The 17,834-nt window shown below is 42.9% G+C and carries 20 protein-coding genes; 1 reads left to right on the forward strand and 19 read right to left on the reverse strand.

The genetic code is table 11. The annotated features are described in order from the left end of the window. Window positions 1-208: 208 nt before the first annotated feature. On the reverse strand, window positions 209-538 hold the full coding sequence (yneA, locus tag GT575_RS09610; RefSeq protein ID WP_055222647.1) for a cell division suppressor protein YneA: 330 nt from the start codon (window positions 536-538) through the stop codon (window positions 209-211). 312 nt (window positions 539-850) lie between these two features. Between yneA and lexA the strand changes: the two genes are divergently transcribed. Beyond that, window positions 851-1,471, forward strand: a complete 621-nt coding sequence (gene lexA / locus GT575_RS09615; protein WP_022216463.1) for a transcriptional repressor LexA — start codon at window positions 851-853, stop codon at window positions 1,469-1,471. Window positions 1,472-1,766: 295 nt separating this feature from the next. Here lexA and GT575_RS09620 read toward each other — a convergent pair whose 3' ends face one another. The 18 genes from GT575_RS09620 to ftsY form a co-directional block, all read right to left on the reverse strand. Next, entirely contained in the window at window positions 1,767-2,954 is a 1,188-nt protein-coding gene (locus GT575_RS09620; protein WP_161171918.1) for an HD-GYP domain-containing protein, read from the reverse strand. A 54-nt stretch (window positions 2,955-3,008) separates the two neighbouring features. Next, the gene (gene rsfS / locus GT575_RS09625; protein WP_015534942.1) at window positions 3,009-3,359 is read right to left on the reverse strand and encodes a ribosome silencing factor; all 351 of its coding nucleotides are present in this window, start codon (window positions 3,357-3,359) and stop codon (window positions 3,009-3,011) included. A 1-nt stretch (window position 3,360) separates the two neighbouring features. Further along, window positions 3,361-3,939, reverse strand: coding sequence for a bis(5'-nucleosyl)-tetraphosphatase (symmetrical) YqeK (yqeK, locus tag GT575_RS09630; protein WP_161171919.1), 579 nt, complete (start codon window positions 3,937-3,939; stop codon window positions 3,361-3,363). Between the two features lie 69 nt (window positions 3,940-4,008). Beyond that, complete coding sequence (nadD, locus tag GT575_RS09635) at window positions 4,009-4,632, reverse strand: nicotinate (nicotinamide) nucleotide adenylyltransferase (RefSeq protein ID WP_022216459.1); 624 nt, start codon at window positions 4,630-4,632, stop codon at window positions 4,009-4,011. Between the two features lie 13 nt (window positions 4,633-4,645). After that, the gene (yhbY, locus tag GT575_RS09640) at window positions 4,646-4,933 is read right to left on the reverse strand and encodes a ribosome assembly RNA-binding protein YhbY (protein ID WP_022216458.1); all 288 of its coding nucleotides are present in this window, start codon (window positions 4,931-4,933) and stop codon (window positions 4,646-4,648) included. Between the two features lie 14 nt (window positions 4,934-4,947). Beyond that, window positions 4,948-6,243: a GTPase ObgE gene (gene obgE, locus GT575_RS09645; protein ID WP_120123029.1), complete on the reverse strand. Its 1,296-nt coding sequence runs from the start codon at window positions 6,241-6,243 to the stop codon at window positions 4,948-4,950. Window positions 6,244-6,436: 193 nt separating this feature from the next. Further along, a complete protein-coding gene (rpmA, locus tag GT575_RS09650; RefSeq protein WP_004850948.1) occupies window positions 6,437-6,724 on the reverse strand; it encodes a 50S ribosomal protein L27 in 288 nt (95 codons plus the stop codon). A 5-nt stretch (window positions 6,725-6,729) separates the two neighbouring features. Beyond that, on the reverse strand, window positions 6,730-7,056 hold the full coding sequence (locus tag GT575_RS09655) for a ribosomal-processing cysteine protease Prp (protein WP_015534943.1): 327 nt from the start codon (window positions 7,054-7,056) through the stop codon (window positions 6,730-6,732). A gap of 28 nt (window positions 7,057-7,084) precedes the next feature. Continuing rightward, window positions 7,085-7,393: a 50S ribosomal protein L21 gene (gene rplU / locus GT575_RS09660; protein ID WP_004850943.1), complete on the reverse strand. Its 309-nt coding sequence runs from the start codon at window positions 7,391-7,393 to the stop codon at window positions 7,085-7,087. A 156-nt stretch (window positions 7,394-7,549) separates the two neighbouring features. Further along, window positions 7,550-8,716, reverse strand: coding sequence for a ribonuclease E/G (locus GT575_RS09665; protein ID WP_161171920.1), 1,167 nt, complete (start codon window positions 8,714-8,716; stop codon window positions 7,550-7,552). Window positions 8,717-8,762: 46 nt separating this feature from the next. Then, the gene (locus GT575_RS09670) at window positions 8,763-9,461 is read right to left on the reverse strand and encodes a TIGR03936 family radical SAM-associated protein (RefSeq protein ID WP_055222657.1); all 699 of its coding nucleotides are present in this window, start codon (window positions 9,459-9,461) and stop codon (window positions 8,763-8,765) included. Continuing rightward, complete coding sequence (locus tag GT575_RS09675; RefSeq protein ID WP_161171921.1) at window positions 9,445-11,313, reverse strand: TIGR03960 family B12-binding radical SAM protein; 1,869 nt, start codon at window positions 11,311-11,313, stop codon at window positions 9,445-9,447. The genes GT575_RS09670 and GT575_RS09675 overlap by 17 nt, the downstream gene beginning before the upstream one ends. Before the next feature lie 169 nt (window positions 11,314-11,482). Further along, a complete protein-coding gene (locus tag GT575_RS09680) occupies window positions 11,483-12,847 on the reverse strand; it encodes a PFL family protein (RefSeq protein ID WP_022216453.1) in 1,365 nt (454 codons plus the stop codon). 36 nt (window positions 12,848-12,883) lie between these two features. After that, entirely contained in the window at window positions 12,884-13,156 is a 273-nt protein-coding gene (locus GT575_RS09685; RefSeq protein ID WP_015534945.1) for an ACT domain-containing protein, read from the reverse strand. Between the two features lie 73 nt (window positions 13,157-13,229). Beyond that, window positions 13,230-14,027 carry an MBL fold metallo-hydrolase gene (locus GT575_RS09690; protein ID WP_161171922.1) on the reverse strand — a complete coding sequence of 266 codons (798 nt, stop codon included), beginning with the start codon at window positions 14,025-14,027 and terminating at the stop codon, window positions 13,230-13,232. Further along, window positions 14,024-15,463 carry an ASKHA domain-containing protein gene (locus GT575_RS09695; protein ID WP_055280065.1) on the reverse strand — a complete coding sequence of 480 codons (1,440 nt, stop codon included), beginning with the start codon at window positions 15,461-15,463 and terminating at the stop codon, window positions 14,024-14,026. The genes GT575_RS09690 and GT575_RS09695 overlap by 4 nt, the downstream gene beginning before the upstream one ends. A 15-nt stretch (window positions 15,464-15,478) precedes the next feature. Continuing rightward, the gene (gene ilvA, locus GT575_RS09700; RefSeq protein WP_015534949.1) at window positions 15,479-16,723 is read right to left on the reverse strand and encodes a threonine ammonia-lyase; all 1,245 of its coding nucleotides are present in this window, start codon (window positions 16,721-16,723) and stop codon (window positions 15,479-15,481) included. Window positions 16,724-16,830: 107 nt separating this feature from the next. Beyond that, entirely contained in the window at window positions 16,831-17,808 is a 978-nt protein-coding gene (gene ftsY / locus GT575_RS09705) for a signal recognition particle-docking protein FtsY (RefSeq protein ID WP_022216450.1), read from the reverse strand. Between the last annotated feature and the right edge of the window lie 26 nt (window positions 17,809-17,834).

The following is a 17,834-nucleotide window of genomic DNA, read 5'->3' on the forward strand; positions in this document are numbered from 1 at the left end:
AATGCCTTAAAATGCGAATGTAGGGGTTAATTCGTAATATGAATATGATTTAGTTGCATTAACTTTGTCATTCAAGCAATACATTCCAATTGCACTGCTTTCACTGATTCTTACGACTCTCTAAGCAAAAATCTAAACAGAAAACGCATATAGAATCTATCATTTAATAGAATCTATATGCGTTGATCAAGAACATCTAATTCCTTGTTTAATTGAGATCAGTCACTTCATAATATGGTATTACCAGGTTGGTTCCGGCTACTATCGATGAATCGTTGTTCAGATTGTTGATCGAGACAACTTCATCGATATAATCCTGGGTTGATGTATATTCATCAGTCATATACTTCTGGGCTATATCCCAAAGTGAATCGCCAGACTCAACGGATATACATGTGTAATACTTGGTGCTGGCATTGGTGGCATCAGCTTCGGATGCATCCATGTGTGTGATCGAAACATATAATACTGCTACTATGATTATGGCTACAATTATTGTCACCTTTTTATTGCTAATGAAATTAAATAATCTATTCATCTCTATCCCTCCTGAACGTATGTTTGTTACTATGTTCGTATTATATCGAACAGATGTTTTGTTGTCAAGTGATTTTCGAACACTTGTACGACTGCAGTTCGTATTGTAACTCTGAATCCTTAATACTCCTATATTATGCACTATCAGGTGTCCATTTTTATTCCCACGAAAGAATAGATCCGGTCAAGAATATTCAAAACAAAGCAAAATTAAAACAGAACATTCGTTTGCAATATCAGAACATATGTGCTATCATATTTTGTATACAACAGATTATGTTAAATAGAATTTATTTGTGGAGGTTCAATATACATGGGAAAAGGAAAGATATCTGATAAACAGACAGAGATTTTGGAATATATCAAGGAAGAACAGCTTAAGAAGGGCTATCCACCTTCAGTAAGAGAGATCTGCAAGGCTGTTGGACTCAAGTCTACATCATCAGTACATGCTCATCTCGCATCTCTTGAGGAGAACGGATATATAAGGCGTGATCCAACAAAACCAAGGGCTATAGAGATAATAGATGATGATTTTGCATTGTCAAGGCGTGAGGTTATTAATATACCTGTTGTTGGACAGGTTGCAGCGGGACTTCCTATCCTTGCCACACAGAATATTATGGATTATTTTCCTATTCCACCGGAATATTTACATAACACCAATAATCAGACATTCATGCTTCGCGTTAAGGGCGAAAGTATGATCAACATCGGAATCAACGATGGTGATCTCCTTATTGTTGAACAATGCTCTTCTGCTTCCAATCGTGATATTGTGGTTGCACTTATCGATGATGGGGCTACAGTAAAGAGATATTTTAAGGAGAATGGTCATATAAGACTTCAGCCGGAAAATGATTATATGGATCCAATTATCGTAGACCACTGCGATATACTCGGAAAGGTTATCGGATTATTTAGGCAGATGTAATTACAATATAATATAATAAATCCATTAAGAAAGAGATCCCCAGGTCAACATACGTCAGCAACATTTACGTATATGACCTGGGGATCAATTTATGTCATATTTTTTAAGAGGGGGCTTATTAAAAGTAAATTAACTTCAAAATAGTTAATTTATATCAACTTGTTAATTACATTATACCAATTAATTAGCTTATTTCAAGCCTAAATTCAACAAAAATAGGCTAAAAAACCATAAAAAACAGCTTTTTAGCCTATTAGCTTAATGTATATTTAGCCTATTTTTAAGTAATCACATTTTAGTATATGTGCTTATCAGCATTCTGTTCTGCTATCTGTTTGAATTCCTTGAAATGAGCCTGGAATAATAATACCACCTTTGGATCAAACTGTTTACCACTCTGGCTTACTATCTCGGTATAAGCCTCCTCCATAGACCAGCCTTTCTTGTAGTATCTTGCTGATGTAAGGGCATCGAATACATCACATACAGCCATAAGCCTGCTGATATATGCGATCTCTTCTCCCTTCATATGCAGATATCCAGAGCCATCCCACTTCTCATGATGTTCCTTGGCGATCGTTCTTGCAATCTGAAGGATCTGTCCCGGACATTTTGAGAGAAGTGCGTCACCATATAATACATGACTCTTCATAATGGCGAACTCCTCATCTGTAAGACGGGAAGGTTTGTTGAGTATTTCCTCGCTGATCATCAGTTTGCCGATATCGTGCATCATGGCTGCGGTTGAAAGCATGTCAACATAATCGTCATCAAAACCGGATGCCTTTCCAAGAACCTCCATGTATTTTGCAACTCTCTTGATGTGCTCACCTGTTGATTTTGACTTGCTCTCTGAGAGCTCGGCAAACGCATATATGAGTTCCTTCTGATTAGTTTTGACCTCTTCAGCATGGTCTATAACATTATTGAGCATTGTTGAGTTTCTTGATACTATGAAATATGATACAAATGACATGATAAAAATGGCTATAACACATGGCGCTATGACCAGTATCATATTGTCAGCAAAATCATCATGTGCGGGTGGAATAACAAGATCACATAATCTGTAATTGACTATATCTGCAGCGAATACACCGACTGTAGATAAAAGCGCAGTATAGAGAACCATTGTCTTGTTATAATAAAGGGAAGCTACAAGCATAGGAAATATCCAGACGATCATAGCTGTGTACGATAAAGTTGTATTGAGTATGGAGCATATGAGTACAGCCAATGCAATTACCACATATTTTATACATTTGCCCTCATTGTTCTTAAGTAGATCAATAAAAATCGTAGGTATAAGGGTCAGAATACAGCATATTCCCATGCAGGAACACAGGAGCACTATATTGCACTGCCCTCCAATATATGTAAATACCCAGTACAAAAGTATCAATATAGCAAAAAGCCTCATACATTTGGAGGCAATATGATTGATCTTGATATAATTGTCGCTTAATAGCCTGTTACTCTCCATGTTTTAATCCCCAAATTCTTACTTGCAACCCAATCTTATTTTAAACTGAATATCTTATATGCTGTCCAGAGATATAATATCTCCGTCACTCCATATCTTCTCTATGTTGTAGAATCTTCTTGATTCTTCAGAAAATATATGGATTATTATATCATAATAATCCAGCAAAATCCATCCACCTTCAGAATATCCCTCCACTCCCTTGTGGGAATATCCAGCTTCGTGCATATTGTCCTCAACATTATCGCTGAGTGCCTGAACCTGTTTTTTATTTGTTCCGTCAGCTATCACTATATAATCACATAAGGTTGAAATTCTGCTTATGTCTATGATCTTAATGTCAAATGCTTTTTTATCCTCAAGAGCAGCACATGCTATCTTGAGCATCTCTCTGGAATCTGCCATATTAGTCCTCACTGTTCAATGATGTATAATATTTATATGTCCGGACAGACATTTCGTCCGTGTCTCCACAGCTGCCACTGTCCAGATAAGTTAAAGTATTCTTTAATATGTGGGCCACCGAAGCGTCAATATCGGAGAATGCCTCATTTCTTATTTCATCTATCTCCGGCAAAGGCTTACGGTTCGGCTCTATATAGTCAGCCACAAAAACAATCTTTTCCAGAAGCGACATAGCCGGTCTTCCAGTGGTATGGAATTCTATAGCCGATCGGATGTCCTCATCGTCAACTTCGTATTTTTCTCTTGCGTAATATGCTCCCAGCTTTGCGTGTAAAAGCTCAGGGTTAGCAAATTCGACCTGGCTTATTGGAAGTCCGTGTTTTTTGCATCTTGCTATCTTCTCGTCTGCAGGCAGACATTTGGCGCAGTCATGTAGAAGTCCGGCAGTCAAAGCTTTGTTAACATCTGCTCCGTGAACCATGGCCAGGCAGCCTGATACATATTCCACACCAAGTGAATGTTCAAATCTTTTCTTTGTGAGCTTGTTTTCAAGGCGCTCACGCATCTCAAATCTGTTCATCTTATCTCCTATCTGTTGCAAATGTTCAAGTATAAGTAATATTCAATATATGTTGTTATACCTGCCAGATCAAACGTGATATAGACCATTGTCCCTGATATATGTTATCACGCTGTCGGGAACCATATCCCTGATATCTTCTCCTGACCGCACAGCAGCTCTTATATCACTTGAGGATATATCGTGCTGGTGGATGTACTCCCGGCGGATATCAGAAGCCGGAAACAGGCTTTGCAGGCTTGCTATCTTGTCGTTGATCATATCCTCAGGAGCTCCACTTCTTGTTGTGACAAGCAGCGTTGCATGCCTTGATATGATGTCAGGTCTGTGCCAGTGGTCAAAATACATAATGGAATCCCCGCCCATGATAAAATACCAGTGAACGTCAGGATATAACTCATGAAGGGCCTCAAGCGTATCTGAGGTGTATGTGATCCCGGGACGTCTGAGCTCAAAATCAGAATACTCCAACCCTTTTATGCCATCTATGGCAAGTTTTATCATGTTGACCCGGTGATCTGTTGTAACTTCGTTGGAAATATCTTTATAACCAGGCTTATTGTTGGGCATCACAAGCACTTTATCCAGTCTAAACTGTTCCAGTGCCTGTACGCCAAGCTCTATATGTCCATAGTGTATAGGATTGAATGTTCCGCCGAGTATACCTACATGTCCTGCTTTTTGTGCCAGCATGGCTTATTCCCCCCTATGGAAGTTCGATCTTTTTATGTTCCTTTGACTCCTTGTACAGAACGATCTTTCTGCCGATCACCTGAACTACCTGTGAGTGAGTTCTCTCACCGAGCATAGCTGCTATCTCACGAGGATCGTCAAGACAGTTCTTGAGAACAGAGATCTTGATTAGTTCTCTCGCCTCAAGAGCCTCTGCAACAGATTCTGTGAACTCAGGTGTGAGTGATGATTTGCCTATGTTGAGTATAGGCTGGATGGTCTGTGCCAGCCCCTTTAAATATGCTCTCTGTTTGCTATTCATACGTGTTTATTCCTTTACTTATAATAATCAAATTCAAGGAAATACATTCTTACAGTATCTCCGTCTACACAGCCAAGCTCCTCAAGCTGTGCAAGTATTCCGTTGTCTCTGAGGAACTTCTGGAAGAAATCAAAGCCCTTCTCAGATTCAAGGTTCGTATATCCGAGCATCTTCTCGATTCGTGGACCCTCGACGATATATACACCCTCCTCCTCGTCTGACTTTCTGACTTCAAATGGAAGCTCAGGATCATCCTGCATGGACAGATCTATCTCAGGTTCAAATTCGATGATCTCCCTTGGAGACTGCTTTACAAGGTCATTGACATACCAGAGAAGTTCATTGATACCCTTTCCTGATACTGCAGATATAGGGAATATCTTATATCCTTCATCCTCCGGGAATTCCTCCTTAAGCATCTCTATGACAGTCTCATAGCCCATATCATCCAGAAGATCGACCTTGTTGGCTGCTATAACCTGTGGACGGTTCTCGATGTCTTTATTGTACTTCTTGAGCTCTTCATTGATTACGTGGATATCATTGATCGGATCTCTTCCATCCACCGAGGCTGCATCCACGATGTGGATTATAACCTTTGTACGCTCTATATGTCTTAAGAACTGAAGTCCAAGACCTGTTCCTTCTGACGCACCTTCAATTATGCCTGGAATGTCTGCGATCACGAAGCCGTTCTTATCCCCGAGATCCACCACACCCAGGTTCGGAACTAAAGTGGTAAAATGATATGCCGCGATCTTAGGACGGGCATTCGTAACTCTTGCAAGGAAGGTTGATTTACCTACACTTGGGTATCCGACAAGTCCTACGTCAGCTATACACTTGAGTTCAAGATCTACTGTAAGCTCCTTGGCTGGCTGACCAGGCTGTGCATACTTTGGCGCCTGCATGGTTGAAGTTACATATGTTCTGTTGCCACGGCCACCACGGCCTCCTTTAAGGAAAACAACAGGTTCCTTCTTGTATGCCATATCGAGAATAACCTTACCTGTCTCTGAATCTTTGACAACAGTTCCAGGTGGAACCTTGAGCACGATATCGGCACCATTGCTGCCATGGCAGTTCTTCTTGCCGCCCTCTTCACCGTCTCCGGCTCTGTATTTTGTTACATGTCTATAGTTAGTGAGTGTGTTCATTCCCTCGTCGACAACAAAGATAACGTCACCGCCATTACCTCCGTCACCGCCGTCAGGACCGCCGTTTGGAACATATTTCTCTCTTCTGAAGGATACATGCCCGTCACCGCCCTTGCCTGATCTCACATATATTCTGGCTCTATCGGCAAACATAATATACCGCCTTTCTATGTCAGATATTCTATACCGAATATTCAATGTCTAAATTACCTGTGTCAAGTTCTGCAGATACATCTGCACACTATTTCATAGTATACCCCATATCTGCACTTTTGTCTGTAAAAAAAGACTGGAATAATAAAAATTACTCCAGTCTCTTGATAGTATTACTTATATATATCCAATATTACTCGTTAACTACTGGATAGATAGAAACCTGCTTCTTGTCTCTACCCTTTCTCTCAAATCTAACGATACCATCAGCTGTAGCGAACAGTGTGTCATCTCCGCCGATACCAACGTTAAGACCTGGATGAATCTTTGTTCCACGCTGTCTGTAAAGGATGTTACCAGCCTTTACGAACTGACCGTCAGCTCTCTTAGCGCCAAGTCTCTTGGACTCTGAGTCTCTGCCGTTCTTTGTAGAACCTACACCTTTCTTATGAGCGAAAAACTGAAGTTCCATCTTCATCATGTCAATTACACCTCCTTAAAGGTCATACAAATATAATCGCCATAGGATTCTTCGATTCCGGATATACCGATCACAAGCGCCTGCATCAAAGTCTGTGCCTTGATATCCGGCTCCTCTGTGAATATGAAATCCATATGTCCGCTCTCCTGATCGCAGTCAAGTGTGAAATTCACATCTGAAAGCTTCTCAACAGAGTTCAGGATGGTTATCGTGATCGCTGAAACTGCGCTACAGACGATATCTTGTCCAGGATCATCATATTCCGCATGTCCATCTGTCTTAAATCCTATATATTCCGAATTGCTGTTCTGATAAATAACTACATCAATCATGTCTTATAATCGATACAATCAATACCAATTAAGCGTTGATCTTCTTGATCTCAACCTTAGTATATGACTGTCTGTGACCATTCTTCTTGTGATAGCCAGTCTTTCTCTTGTACTTGTAAACAATAACTTTCTTAGACTTGCCTTCACCAACTACTGATGCTGTTACAGATGCATTAGCAACTGCATCTCCACACTTAACGTCTGAATCAGTGCTTACTAAGATAACATCATCAAATGTTACTTCGCTTCCAGCCTCTGCTGCGAGCTTCTCAACCTTGATCACGTCTCCTTCAGCTACCTTGTACTGCTTACCGCCTGTTGCTATAATTGCGTACATGGTTAATACCTCCTTAATCAAACTCGCCAGTTTTGGTGGTGTCTGTTGACACACTTATACCTAACTGTGCGGCATACTCATATAATCTACCATTGAGATGATTATTTGTCAATAATTTTCTGATATATTTTTACAATATTTTTTGATTTATTTTCATCAAAGCTTAACCATTTCGTGAAGCGGTCTCTTTAACTTCTTTCTGGTCAGCTCTATAAGTCCAAGCTTGGTGATATCTACGAATTTGGCTGGTACAGGATCGTCTGCCAGCTCTCTTATCAGGGTATCACGTATCCTGAGGATATCATCGGGATTCTTCATGTTTATAAAGTCTATGACTACTATCCCTGACAGATTGCGGAGTCTTAACTGACGGCAGGTTTCGATGGCAGCCTCGGTGTTGACCTTCAGCATGTGCTGTTCCATATCTCTGCCTGATATAGCCTTGCCTGTATTCACATCCACAACTACCATGGCCTCAGTCTGCTGGATTATAAGGTAGGCACCTGACTTAAGCCATACTCTCTCCTTTAGAGCTCCCTCCACTTCTTTATTGAGATTGTAGATTGCCGTAAGCGGACATTCTGTATCGGTATGAAGCGTTAAGTCTATTGTTCCAGGCTGTTTTTTCTCTATGTAATCCTCAAATACGTGGAATATTTCTTCATCATCGGTTACCAGTGAATCTAGCTTATTACTTCCCATGAAAGTTATGTTTTCTATATATTCCGGTGGATTCCGGTACAGACAGGAAAAGCATTTTCTGGTTGCTGCGGCCTTCAGGATCTGTGTGAGACGACCGCCCAGCTCATTCAGTTCACGTTTTATGAGTTCAGGGTCCGCATCCACAGCATTTGTCCTAATGATACAACCTATACCCGCCGGGAGGGTATTTCGCGCGATGTCCTTAAGCTCGTCCCGGAGCTTTCTGCTGCTTATCTTGTTCGATACACCGATCTGTTCCCCGGTGTGGACCACACAGTAATCCCCGCGGAGGGTGAGCTCCGATGAACCAACAGGGTTCTTGGTCTTGACTGCGTCACGGCTGATCTGAACGACTATCTCATCGCCGATCCTGAGCTTTGTGTGTTTCCTGCCATCGGCGTATATAATATCATTGTCATCCAGACTGTAGTAGCAGGGAAGTCTGTCACCGTAATCCACAAAGCAGGCATTTATATTGTTTACGATGTTGGCCACCTTGCCCACATAGATATTGCCGAGGACTGTACTGCCCTTTGACAGATTAAGATCTGTGACTTTGCCATCCTGTATAACAGCCTGTAATATTTTGTTGTCGTAGTGTGTAACTACCAGCTTTTTCATGTGATATTCCCCTTATAATCTTTCAAATATACGGTCAGGCAGACTCTTAGAATGGTGAACCGGCCTTGTATAGAGGTATTATATTGCCATCAGGGCCATCCATGTACGTCTCCAGTCTGTGAATATGATAATGGAACTGGTTGTGACTGACACCCGCATACGCGCAGAGAGCCTGCATGACGAGCTCCGGCTTGAGGTTGTATTCACTTCCGGTTGACAGCAGCATATATATCTGATCGTCCCTCAGCTCGCAGGTCATGATACCAGGTTTTATATTCTCCTCGCGTTCGCTCTTCTTTGTCTTTTTCAGAATGACGATCTGATCCTGCGACATGAAGGATTCCACACTGTCCAGTATATTATGCCGTTCTTCAGTTCCTGCTTTGTCAAGGAATGAGATGACATAGTCCGATGCTGACACAACTGACATGGAGTTCTTTGCATCATCGGGAAGAAGTACACACTCAGTGACCTTCATCTCATCAACCGATACGGCATTCAATGCGTCGATCATCTCTCTGGATGTTGTAACGGATTCAAATTCTCCGTCAAAGTATTCGCCATCAGAAGTGATTCCCATGGCCAGTGGAGCGGCAAACGAGATGATCTGGTGAGGCGAATATCCCTTGGAATAGCTCACATCCAGACCGGCACGTCTTATCTCCTTCTGGAAATATCTCATAACGTCAAGGTGTCCTATAAATCTGAGGTTACCGAGCTTGGAGTATTTAATTCTTATTTTCAAAACATACACCTCCTCCAAATCTTGCGGCACCACAGCCGGAACACTGCTGTCTGCAGTTAGGGGTTACCTTTTCGTTCTGGGCGTTCTCCCACTCTCTCTCAAGGAACTTTCTTGTGACTCCTATATCAATGAAATCCCATGGAAGTATCTCATCAACATTTCTGTCCCTGTATGTGTAGAAATCTATATCCAGACCGTGCTTTGCCATGGCGTTGTCCCAGTTTTCTTTTTTGAAGAACTCTGTCCATGCGTCAAATATCTGACCGGCCTTATAGACATCATATATTACATCGCAGAGCTTCCTGTCGCCTCGAGCAAGCAGTCCCTCAAGTATGGTGATATCTGCTTCGTGGTACTGGAACTTAAGACTCTTATGGTTCTTCTCTGCGCGGAATCTGTCCTTCACAAAGTATGCACGCTTGACAAATTCCTCAGGCCTTATCATCGGAGCCCACTGGAACGGAGTAAATGGCTTTGGCACAAAATATGATGCCGATGCGGTGACCATGACACGTCCATTTCGTTCTTCTCTTGGGATATTTGCAAAGAAAAGCTCAGTGATCTCCTCCGACAGGTCTGCAATCCCGGCAATATCGTCATATGTCTCAGTAGGAAGGCCCATCATGAAGTACAGCTTCACCTTATCCCAGCCGCCTTTGAAGGCCTTCAGGGCACCATCCATTATGTTCTCCTTTGTGAGACCCTTGTTTATAACATTTCTGAGTCTCTGCGTTCCTGCCTCAGGGGCAAATGTAAGTGAACTCTTCTTCACATCCTGGATCTTGCTCATGACATCCAGAGAGAAGGCGTCTATACGGAGCGATGGCAGAGAGATATTTACATGCTCATTGTCCATCTTCTCGATCAGGCAGTCTGTGAGCTCCGGAAGCTCCTCGTAATCACTCGACGACAGACTGCTGAAGGTTATCTCCTCGTGTCCTGTACTTGCCAGCATTTTCTCAGCATAGCCCTTTAACAGATTGACATCCTTAGGTCTGGTTGGTCTGTATATCATTCCAGCCTGGCAGAATCTGCAGCCTCTTATACATCCGCGCATGATCTCAAGAACAACTCTGTCCTGAGTGAGCTTCATGAATGACACAACAGGCTTCTCTGGGTATGAGACTTTGCTGTGATCCATGACGACCGTCTTGGTTATCGTGGCAGGCACATCTTCAAATCTAGGAGCAAATGAAGCTATCGTGCCATCTTCCTTGTATGTGACTTCATAGAGCTCAGGAACGTATAATCCCGGAATGTTGGACACCTTTATGAGAAATTCTTCCCTAGTCATATCAGAGTGCTTATACACCTTGTAAAGCTCCAGAAGTGCATCATATGATACTTCGCCCTCGCCCATATAGAATATGTCAAAGAAGTCTGCTATAGGCTCAGGATTGTATGAGCATGGGCCTCCGCCTACAACAAGTGTGTCTCCCTTTTTTCTGTCTCTTGTACGGAGTGGGATCCCAGCCAGATCAAGCACCTGAAGAATATTGGTGTAACACATCTCGTACTGGAGTGTTATTCCAAGGAAATCAAAATCCTTTATAGGATCCTGGGATTCCAGCGCGAACAGAGGGATGTCATGTTCTCTCATCTCCGCGTCCAGATCAGGCCATGGCGAATAAACTCTTTCACACCATGTGTCCTCTCTCCTGTTGAACATATCGTACAGTATCTGAATTCCGAGATGGGACATACCTATCTCGTATACATCAGGAAAACACATGCAGAAACGCACATCAACCTTGTCCTTGTCCTTCATAACACTGTTGTATTCTCCACCTATATATCTGGCGGGCTTTTCAACCTTCATCAGTATTTCATCCGGTAAAGCTAATCTTCTCATAAAATAATATCCTTAAATAATTTTCTTGTAATCATATTATCTGATATCTCCAAATGGAAATATTCAATTACAGCAAAAGAGATGCGCACGGAATTTCCGTATTCAGTGCGCATCCTCTATATATCTATATCGTATCAGAAACTGTGATCCTATATCGCATTATCCAATATTAGTTTTTGAAACTATGGATAGGGGCTGGAATACGTCCACCTCTGTTGACAAACTTATCACATGCAAATCTGTTGACAGGCATGATAGGTGCGTATCCGAGAAGTCCACCAAATTCAGCCTGATCTCCAACTGTCTTACCGATAACAGGGATAAGTCTTACAGCGGTTGTCTTCTGGTTGATCATACCAAGAGCCATCTCATCAGCGATAATTCCTGATATGGTTGCAGGTGATGTATCACCAGGAATTGCTATCATATCAAGACCTACTGAACATACACATGTCATGGCCTCAAGTTTCTCAAGAGTTAATGCTCCTGCGGAAACTGCATCGATCATTCTCTGGTCCTCAGATACAGGGATGAATGCACCGGAGAGTCCTCCGACGTATGATGAAGCCATAACTCCTCCCTTCTTAACCTGATCGTTGAGGAGCGCAAGTGCTGCTGTTGTACCAGGAGCTCCGGCGTATTCAAGACCGATCTCCTCGAGAATCTCACCTACACTGTCTCCGACTGCAGGAGTAGGGGCAAGTGACAGGTCAACTATACCAAATGGTACGCCGAGCATCTTGGATGCTTCTTTTGCAACGAGCTGTCCAACTCTGGTTACCTTGAAAGCTGTTTTCTTGATGGTCTCGCAGAGTTCCTCAAAGTTTTCTCCTCTTACCTTCTCAAGGGCTTTCTTTACAACACCAGGGCCGCTGACTCCGACATTGATGACACAGTCTCCCTCGGTAACACCGTGGAATGCACCGGCCATAAATGGGTTGTCATCAGGTGCGTTACAGAATACTACAAGCTTTGCACAACCGATGGAATCTGCTTCCTTGGTGAGCTCAGCAGTGTCTTTGATCATCTCTCCGAGAATCTTGACTGCATCCATATCTATACCGGTTTTGGTTGAACCTACATTTATGGAGCTGCACACCTTTCCTGTGCTTGAGAGTGCTTCAGGAATTGAACGGATAAGAAGCTCATCAGCAGGAGTCATGCCCTTATTTACAAGCGCTGAATATCCTCCGATGAAGTTGACTCCTATGGTGTCTGCAGCCTTGTCAAGAGCCTTTGCTATCTTTACAAAATCTCCGGTGGTCTTACATACGGAACCACCAACCAGTGCTATAGGTGTTACAGAAACTCTCTTGTTGACGATTGGTATACCATATCTTCTTGATATCTCCTGACCTGTTGATACAAGATCCTTGGCATATGTTGTTATTTTGTTATATATCTTTGTACATGTATCATCCACATCTGTGCCTACACAATCCAAAAGACTGATTCCCATTGTGATGGTACGAACATCCAGATTCATGTCTGAGATCATCTTATTGGTCTCGATTACTTCATTTATGCTAATCATGTATATCCTCTTTTCTGTCTGTCAGACTGTATATTATTAGATTCTGTGCATTGTCTCAAAGATCTTCTCGTGCTGTACCTTTATCTGTACTCCAATCTCTTCTCCGATCTGTCCGAGCTCTGATGCGATGAGCTCTGTTGATTTGGATGACTCCTGTGTATCAACCACCATCATCATGTTGAAGTACCCTGCAACTATAGTCTGTGATATGTCAAGTATATTGATCTGGTTGTTTGCCAGATATACACATACCTTAGCTGTGATTCCCACGCTGTCCTTACCTACTACAGTTATGATTCTCTTTTTCATTTCATTTATCCTCCTTGTTGATGATGGAGCCTGTACATACAGAACCCATCTTTATTCACTCCTAAAAATCAGCCTATGCCTCTATGGCAGCCATAGGCATGTCTCTTCTGGCTACTGCCAGCCCAAATTCCCTTACATCGTTGGCGTATGAATTGTTTTCAAGCTCCAGCTTGACTGTCTCGTATGCCAGCTCTTCAAAATTGTTCTCCTTGCTCAGATGTCCCAGAAGAATACCCTTCACATGGTCATTCAGAAGTTTGTATATGAGCTGCCCTGACAATTCGTTGGACAGATGACCATAGTTGCCAAGGATTCGTCTCTTGAGATAATAAGGATATGGTCCCGCCTCAAGCATTCTGACATCATGATTGGCCTCAACTACCATTATATCTGAGTTGTCAAGCTTATCTACAATATAATCATTATAATTGCCCATATCAGTCGCTATGGACACTTTTTTGCCATCTCCATACAGGCTGTAGCATACCGGATCCGCTGCGTCATGCCAGATGGATGATGGATCAACGGTTATATCCTTTATTAGTATCTTTTCATCAGGACGAATCTCATGAAACAGTCCCTCATCGATACTGCCAAGGGAGGTCATCTTCTTCATCTCAGCTATGGTTCCTGCAGTGGCATATATAGGAACACCGTGCTTTCTTGCCAGAACACCTATGCCCTTCACATGATCTATATGCTCATGCGTTACAAGAACACCATCGAGTTCAGACGGCTTTATTCTCTCATCCTTAAGGGCGTTTTCAACCCTCTTGCAGCTTATGCCTACATCCACAAGAAGATGGGTAGCGCTATTGCCGACGTAATAGCAGTTACCGCTGCTACCGCTTGCTATACTTAGTAATTTCATAATCTACTCTTCTGTTGTAATTTATTTGTACCATGTGACTGTGCGGTCCATGGTCTGAGATCCATATGACTGTAATATCTTCTGTCAAAGCCCTCAAGCTCACCGAGATTCACAGCAGTCAGGGTCTCTTTAAACGCATATATTCTATCAATAAAACTCTTATCAATCAAGCACTTATGTGCTCCGTGCAGGGATGTATTTCCTACAAATTCTGATTTTCCCTGAAAACTGTCCGGAAAAAGTCCAAGGCTTACCGCACTTGATATATTAAGACTGCACCCGAAGCCTCCTGCCAGATATACACGTGATACGTCCTCTGCCGTTATCCCCGCCATATCCATGAGGGATTCTATACCTGCACATATGGCTGCCTTTGCAAGGAGAAAGCTTCTGATCATATCCATGTCAATTGTCACTCCACCTGCAAGTCTGTAGCCTCCGTCTATATACTGATCAACCAGGACTCCATCGTCATTCACTATGTGTAGCAAATTAAGTCTGTTCAGCAGATCAAAGGCTGTGGTTGGAGCTGCAACACCTCTCCTCAGCATTCCCTCAAATGCCGGACCACATGCACATGAGGTGGCATAACCGATGCCCTGCTTTGCAAGTATAAGCTCTCCATTTGTTCCGAGATCTGCAAACAACTGATATTTGTCAGACCTGTCAATGTTACAGACGACTGCACCGCACAATGCGTCAGCTCCAACAAATGCGCTGAGGTTAGGAAGACATGTGACTTCCGCACTGCAAAATCTTTCATCATCAAAGAAATCCTTCCCTGATACTGTTATACTGTCAGGATTCCTGATCTCAAATGGTGCATGCCCGAGATTGTCCAGAAGCAGCCGCTCCAGTATTGCATTCATGGTGGTGTTTCCGGAAATAATTATCCTTGATATATCTGCAGGGGCATACCCCATTCCGGCCAACTCTGAGGAAATCCTTGTGACTACTGAGCTTCTGAGCTTTGCCAGTCCATCTTCTGTGGAGCCTGTTCGGATCCTTGATATGACATCGCTGCCATATTCAATTTGCGGATTCATAAATCCACATCTGTCCGTGACACTTCCATCAGACATATCTATCTGTTCTATGGCGATGGTGGTGGTGCCTAAATCTATAGCTATGCCTATATCACGACCATCGCCATTATATACGTTGTTGGATTCAGCAGCACCCTTGTACGAAGCAAGGACTGACATGTTATCCTCAACTATGGTTACCTGTATGTTATCAGTGATAGTGTAGGTACAGCTTTTTACCGTGCCCGCACCTTTTACATCCACCAGACATCTCTGACACCTTCCAAGACCTCCGCAGTTTCCACTGAACACATATCCGGCGCTGCACAGCACCTTGAACAGATTGTCACCGCGTCTGCAGGCGATTATTTTGTTGTCATTTACGGTTAAAGTGAGTTCATCGTTAATCATCGATATCAACTACAATTAATTGTATATTCCCTTTGTCATGACTTCCTTTGGCTTGTAGCCCTTATCAGCAAGTGTGTTGATGATGAGCTGCTTGTGCTCAGGGCCAAATGCCTCCATAGTGATAACAAGCTCAACTGCCGAATTCCTGTTGATGGATACGAACTGGTTGTGCTCAAGCTTGATAACATTTCCCTGGAGATCAGCGATAACCTTTGAAATGTTCATGAGTGCACCCGGCTTGTCAGGAAGAAGTGTTGAAACTGTGAAGATCCTGCTTCTTGCGATAAGTCCGTGCTGTACAAGTGAGGCAAATGTTATCATATCCATATTGCCGCCCGACAGTATGCTTACGACCTTGGCACCCTTTACATCGAGATGCTTAAGTGCTGCCACTGTGAGAAGGCCTGAATTCTCAACAAGAAGCTTGTGATTCTCAAGCATATCGAGGAATGAAACGATGAGTTCGTTATCCTCTACAGTTATAATATCATCTATGTTCTTCTGTATATATGGGAAAATCTTGCTTCCCGGTGTCTTTACTGCAGTTCCATCTGCAATGGTGTCGACATATGGAAGTGTTGTAACCTTCTTGTTCTTCAGTGAGACCTGCATACAGTTTGCTCCGGCAGGCTCAACACCTATGACCTTGATGTTCGGATTCATCATCTTGGCAAGTGTGGACACACCTGTTGCCAGACCGCCACCTCCGATAGGAACAAGGATATAGTCAACGAAAGGAAGCTCCTTTATGATCTCCATCGCAACCGAGCCCTGTCCTGTGGCAACATCGAGATCATCGAACGGATGAATGAATGTATAACCCTTGTCCTCTGCAAGCTCAAGAGCGTATGCACATGATTCATCATATACGTCTCCATACAGTATAACCTCTGCGCCGTATGCCTTAGTTCTGTTAACCTTGATGAGAGGTGTAGATGAAGGCATAACGATGGTCGCCTTTACTCCATATGCTTTTGCAGCATATGCCACACCCTGGGCATGATTTCCAGCCGAAGCTGTTATCAGTCCCTTCTGTCTCTCTTCATCTGAAAGAGTGCTTATCTTGTAATATGCACCCCTGATCTTGTATGCACCGGTCTTCTGAAGGTTCTCAGGTTTGAAGTATACCTTGTTGCCTGTTATCCCACTGAAATAGTCACTGTATATGAGCTTTGTAGGGAGAACCACCTTATGTACAATGTCGTAGGCCTCCTCAAATTTCGCAAGTGTCAGTTTGTCTGTTGTGTTCTGTTCTGCCATTTGTTAATGTCTCCTTATGTAAAAATCCTTTTGAAAATCATATATGGTTGTGCACAGATATAAGTACATTGACATACATACATATGATCATTATATATGCCGTAGTATTACATGTCATCGCCGATGAGCATATCGATCTCGGATCTGTCCTCGTCAAAATCTGCGAACAATGCGTTGACATATTCCTGAGGGTCAAATCTCTGGAGATCACCGATCTTCTCACCAACTCCGATAAACTTGACCGGTACGTCAAGCTCTGCCTGGATCGCTATCGCAATACCACCCTTGGCAGTTCCATCAAGCTTGGTGATAACTATACCGTCAAGCTCAGTTACATTGCTGAACTGTCTTGCCTGTTCAAGGGCATTCTGACCTGTTGTTCCGTCCAGAACTATGAGCGCCTCAACATTTGCCTCCGGATAATCCCTTGTGATGATCCTTCTCATCTTTGCAAGCTCGTCCATGAGATTCTTCTTGTTGTGAAGTCTTCCCGCTGTATCAACGAGAAGGATATCCGTATCTCTTGCCTTGGCGGCAGCCACTGCGTCGTATACAACTGCAGCGGGATCAGCGCCCTCATTGTGTGAAATTATATCAACCTGTGCCCTGTCAGCCCAGGTCTTTAACTGATCTATGGCGGCAGCTCTGAATGTATCGGCAGCAGCCATGAGAACCTTCTTGCCTCTCTGGCGGTACTGGGCAGCAAGCTTTCCGATGGTCGTTGTCTTGCCGACACCATTTACCCCGATGACCAGCACAACGGACTTCTTATTCTCGAAGTCGTACGCTGAATCGTCCACAGACATCTGGTTCTTGATTATATTGATCACAAGTTCCTTGCAGGCAGCAGGTTCTTTGATGTGTGAATCCTCAACCTTCTGCTTAAGTCCCTCTATAACCTTCTCAGTCGTCTCATATCCCATATCAGCCATGATAAATGTCTCTTCAAGATTCTCATAGAAATCATCATCTATATGGGATGCACCGAATACATCTGTAAAGCTTTCTACTATATTATCTCTTGTCTTTGCAAGACCAGCCTTAAGTCTCGCAAAAAATCCTTTTTTCTCTTTTTCCTCTGCCATGACATACCTCCTGTTTAATATCTTCT

The sequence above is a fragment of the Coprococcus sp. BIOML-A2 genome, from assembly GCF_009875795.1.
GTDB classification, from domain to species: domain Bacteria; phylum Bacillota; class Clostridia; order Lachnospirales; family Lachnospiraceae; genus Coprococcus; species Coprococcus aceti.

Bases quoted from the DNA above. Each gene is read 5' to 3' on its own strand.
- yneA (WP_055222647.1), bottom strand. From the start codon at position 538: ATGAATAGATTATTTAATTTCATTAGCAATAAAAAGGTGACAATAATT.
- GT575_RS09655 (WP_015534943.1), bottom strand. From the start codon at position 7,056: ATGATTGATGTAGTTATTTATCAGAACAGCAATTCGGAATATATAGGA.
- GT575_RS09690 (WP_161171922.1), bottom strand. From the start codon at position 14,027: ATGAAATTACTAAGTATAGCAAGCGGTAGCAGCGGTAACTGCTATTAC.
- GT575_RS09695 (WP_055280065.1), bottom strand. From the start codon at position 15,463: ATGATTAACGATGAACTCACTTTAACCGTAAATGACAACAAAATAATC.
- ftsY (WP_022216450.1), bottom strand. From the start codon at position 17,808: ATGGCAGAGGAAAAAGAGAAAAAAGGATTTTTTGCGAGACTTAAGGCT.
- lexA (WP_022216463.1), top strand. From the start codon at position 851: ATGGGAAAAGGAAAGATATCTGATAAACAGACAGAGATTTTGGAATAT.
- yhbY (WP_022216458.1), bottom strand. From the start codon at position 4,933: ATGAATAGCAAACAGAGAGCATATTTAAAGGGGCTGGCACAGACCATC.
- GT575_RS09675 (WP_161171921.1), bottom strand. From the start codon at position 11,313: ATGAGAAGATTAGCTTTACCGGATGAAATACTGATGAAGGTTGAAAAG.
- GT575_RS09685 (WP_015534945.1), bottom strand. From the start codon at position 13,156: ATGAAAAAGAGAATCATAACTGTAGTAGGTAAGGACAGCGTGGGAATC.
- rplU (WP_004850943.1), bottom strand. From the start codon at position 7,393: ATGTACGCAATTATAGCAACAGGCGGTAAGCAGTACAAGGTAGCTGAA.
- GT575_RS09680 (WP_022216453.1), bottom strand. From the start codon at position 12,847: ATGATTAGCATAAATGAAGTAATCGAGACCAATAAGATGATCTCAGAC.
- GT575_RS09665 (WP_161171920.1), bottom strand. From the start codon at position 8,716: ATGAAAAAGCTGGTAGTTACACACTACGACAACAAAATATTACAGGCT.
- obgE (WP_120123029.1), bottom strand. From the start codon at position 6,243: ATGTTTGCCGATAGAGCCAGAATATATGTGAGATCAGGCAAGGGCGGT.
- yqeK (WP_161171919.1), bottom strand. From the start codon at position 3,939: ATGAACAGATTTGAGATGCGTGAGCGCCTTGAAAACAAGCTCACAAAG.
- rsfS (WP_015534942.1), bottom strand. From the start codon at position 3,359: ATGGCAGATTCCAGAGAGATGCTCAAGATAGCATGTGCTGCTCTTGAG.
- nadD (WP_022216459.1), bottom strand. From the start codon at position 4,632: ATGCTGGCACAAAAAGCAGGACATGTAGGTATACTCGGCGGAACATTC.
- ilvA (WP_015534949.1), bottom strand. From the start codon at position 16,723: ATGGCAGAACAGAACACAACAGACAAACTGACACTTGCGAAATTTGAG.
- rpmA (WP_004850948.1), bottom strand. From the start codon at position 6,724: ATGATGAAGATGGAACTTCAGTTTTTCGCTCATAAGAAAGGTGTAGGT.
- GT575_RS09620 (WP_161171918.1), bottom strand. From the start codon at position 2,954: ATGGAGAGTAACAGGCTATTAAGCGACAATTATATCAAGATCAATCAT.